Consider the following 3,774-nt stretch of genomic DNA (forward strand, 5'->3'; position numbering starts at 1 on the left):
TCGAAGAATTTAATAATCAAAACAACATTTACAAAAATGTCGCTTAACTTAAACTGTAATTTTTATTTGCATATCCAGTCTATATCTGACTCCAAAACTGCCTGATGAAGTTAATGACCATGTAAGAGCTGGTTTATAAAAATAAATTCTATTTGTAACCCTTCCTGATGATTTAACTTTTACACCAGGTTGTGAATCAATGTAATCACAAATAGTTTTTCCGTCATTTTCGAAATTAACTACAAATTCATTATTTCCGTACCATTTTCTATAACTTCCACCTTTACTGTATGGAATCCATTTAGAGCCACTTTTAATTGCTTCCGCTTTATTTTTTAAATTAAAACCTACTTTCCGAAAATCAACTTCCCAAAAGCTTCTCATAAATAAATCATTATTGGTTGTTAACATACCCACTTTTGGTTCCGCAATATCGATTATAGAGGGGAAATTTGTAAATGTATTTAACCTATTGTAACTTATCCAATATGCAACTGGACTTCCAGGTATTTTTTCAAAATTTTCTTGAGCGATATTTGGGTAATAAAGTCTTTGTCCATTTGCTGTTCCATGTTCTGGTATCTCGGTAATTCCTTCGTCGCCACGGTATAAATTGAAATCGTATTTGTAGTTTACGTTTCCGTTGGCATACAAAATAGCCTTTCAATATCTTCAAAAAGGATGTGTTGAAAATTGCGTTCGTGTAATCTAAAATAATTACCAACGGCAACTTTCTTTTGTTCTTTTTTCATGGTAAAAGCTACCGAGCCAAAGTCAATACCAAAAATACCACGACCCATGTGTAACAGGCTTTCAAAATGGTACTTTTCAATATAACTTACTCTTAATTTTTCAAAAGAAGATAAGAACAACCATGATGGTAAATTAATTAAAGCAAAACGAGAATTGTCTAACGTCATGTTTGGAATTACTTCCATAAACACCGTCATTAAATCGGACTTTGTTTCAGGATAATAGTCGTTTACATAATCTTTCAATTCTGCATTCATACTTTTTTGTCCCATGTATGGTGGGTTTGCCACAACAGCAGTATATTTTTTGGTCATTACCAACAAAACTTCTAGAAACGGTTTTAGGTTGTTCCATAAATCAGTTTGTAGAAAATCTAGTTTTCCTTGAATTTGTTTGGTGTTCCAGTCTTGAAACTGATTTTCAATTTTATCGTAGGTTTGAGGAGTGATTTTTAATTTTAATGCTGCCCCAATATTTTTTCCTTGTTGTAATAAGGATAATGCGTTTGCTATTTCTTTAATTGTTTTATAATCTGATGATTGAATAAATTCGCTGATAGCATTCATTTTTTGATTCGAAATTTTAGGTAGCATAGTGTCTCCATAAAATTGATATTTATTGATTATTTTTAAAACAGGTGGGAGTATTGGGACATTTGCTTTGGTATTAGTTTTTTGCCGATTAGCCTTAATCCATAGTGTTTTTTCTGTATCTTGAATAATATTTTTGCGGGTTAGTTTTATGGCGTCTACAGGTGCATAACCGGTATAGCAACTAAATAAAAATATATCTTTTACACGCTCTAAACGATCAATTTTAAATGTTTTATTTTCAATACTCTCTAATTCCGCTTGGGTAAGGAATGTAGCTTCTTCTACTTTTATTTTACCATTATAGATATTGAATGGATTTTTATCAATTAATTCCATTCGTATTGCATAATTGCAAATGGTTTTTAGGTTTTTGAAATATTTCACCACAGAATTATTCTTTATACCAGTTTTACCTTTATAATCACTTTCAAATTTCAGGTACGACTCTAAGTTATAGATGTAAGCACTATTAATTTTGTCTATAAGTACATCATTACTTCCATAAGTTTTATTATTGAAAATTTTAATCAACTCCATAACTCGCGAATACTTTTGGAGCGAAGCTTTTGATCGTTCCCCTATTTTTACTAATTTAGAAAAATGCAAATTATGTTCATCAATAATTTTAAGCAGTGAGGGCGAGATTTCTGTTATTTGTTTACCAAGAATTCTGTTTTTGAATTCCTCTATAGTTACATCTTCTTGAAAACGCTCAATTTGATTGTGAATCTTTTCTATGTTTAAAATGAATAAATCTAAGAAATCTTTTAGTGTTTTTTCTTTATCCTGTCGAAGTAATTTTCTGAGATTATCGGACTGTTTCCAACGCTCTTCTGAAATATATTTTCCAGTACTAATTGTGGTAGATTTTCGGTTAAATACCACTTTAATGTAAATTGGGCAATCTCCATTACTTCTTGCCTTGTCTTTTTTAATGTAAATAATTGTTTTTACCATAACTTTTTTAATTAAAATTAATAGTACAAATTGACATTAAAAATCTCGTTAGCCCTTTTAAATCCAGCGAATTCCCAGCGAATTTTCATATTCTAGTTACCCTATTTTTTGTAAAAATCCATAGGGTAACCTATAGGGTAACTAAATCATGCGTTTTTATGTGTTTTTTGACACTTTGTTAAAAACGATAAAACCCTTCAAACATTGATGTTTAAAGGGTTTTTGAACTTTTATGTTTCTTTTGAAACATGCTTTCCGCGGAGAAAGAGGGATTTGTCTGCTACAAAAGTCACCAATAAAATCAATACTTAGCAAAGCATTAAATTTAAGTGACACCTCGACTGACACCTCTTTTATAAGGTTACTATTATTCTAAATTCAAAGTAGTCAAATATAAGGATAATTATTTGAATATTAAAGTATCAAGACTAAAATTTGAACTGGTTATTTAGGTGCTTAGATATGCTTTTTTTGATTAAAATTTGTTTTTGTATTTCTCCAATCTTAACCAAAAATCAAGTGAGTTACTTGTTCATATTTTATGCCACTATATGTACAGAACTCTTCAATCGTTAGAAACTCATTTTCGAGCTTGTTGAGGTCTTTTTTTATCTTTTGCATTAATCTAGTACTTTGACGATAACTCTTGCCTGTTATGCGTTGTATGTCCTTCGGATAGATGCAAACCCTCTGATTATTCAATTTCATACTTTATCTATACCTTTGATATAGCAATGCTATACTTCTGACGTGCAGAAAATCTTTTGCAATTTAGTTATAATTTTTCATACTTATTTATTGGCTTTTTATGTTCATTTAAGACACTTGTGTCGATTTTGGACATATGGTACACTTGTTACTTTTTCTTTAGTGAAATGCTTTGTAAACTTTGCTTTAATCATTCAAAATGTGGTTGCAACTGATTGAAAGAATGAAGGAGATTTTAGATGAATGTTTAACAAAATTTTGAAGTTATGGCTAGACAGAAAGGCATAATTAAATTGAAAGGTACTATCGGAGATATTACTTTTTACAAAACGCAAGATGGTCACTTAGCAAGAGAAAAAGGCGGTATTGACGCTAGTAGAATTGCAAGTGATCCTGCGTTTCAAAGAACTCGTGAGAATGGTTCTGAGTTTGGTAGAGCTGGAAAAGCAGGAAAAATGCTTCGAACAGCTTTAAGACCGTTGCTTTTAAATTCTGCTGATGGTAAAATGGTTAGTCGTTTGACACAAGCGATGGTTAAAGTTATCCAAGCGGACACTGTAAGTGAGCGTGGTTTGCGTAATGTGATTGATGGAGAAGCTGAATTGTTATTTGGTTTTGAATTCAATATCCGTGGTAAGCTTGGTACAACTTTGTTTGCTCCGTTTGTGGCAACTATTGACCGAGTAGCTGGTGAAATTACTGTGGATTTGGCATCATTTATTCCTGCGAATATGATTGCTGCTCCAAGCGGAACAACTCACTA

Annotated in this window: 3 protein-coding genes; 1 reads left to right on the forward strand and 2 read right to left on the reverse strand. The window is 31.4% G+C overall.

From position 1 onward, the window contains the following. Window positions 1-48 precede the first annotated feature (48 nt). On the reverse strand, window positions 49-654 hold the full coding sequence (locus tag ACTF56_RS12855; protein WP_438967311.1) for a hypothetical protein: 606 nt from the start codon (window positions 652-654) through the stop codon (window positions 49-51). After that, window positions 633-2,303, reverse strand: coding sequence for an Eco57I restriction-modification methylase domain-containing protein (locus ACTF56_RS12860; RefSeq protein ID WP_438967312.1), 1,671 nt, complete (start codon window positions 2,301-2,303; stop codon window positions 633-635). Before ACTF56_RS12860 ends, ACTF56_RS12855 begins: the two co-directional genes overlap by 22 nt. Window positions 2,304-3,277: 974 nt before the next feature. Here ACTF56_RS12860 and ACTF56_RS12865 point away from each other — a divergent pair. After that, window positions 3,278-3,774 (forward strand): hypothetical protein (locus ACTF56_RS12865; protein WP_438967313.1); only part of this gene is annotated, 497 nt, incomplete at its 3' end.

Source organism: Flavobacterium sp. (genome assembly GCF_965657075.1).
GTDB lineage: Bacteria > Bacteroidota > Bacteroidia > Flavobacteriales > Flavobacteriaceae > Flavobacterium.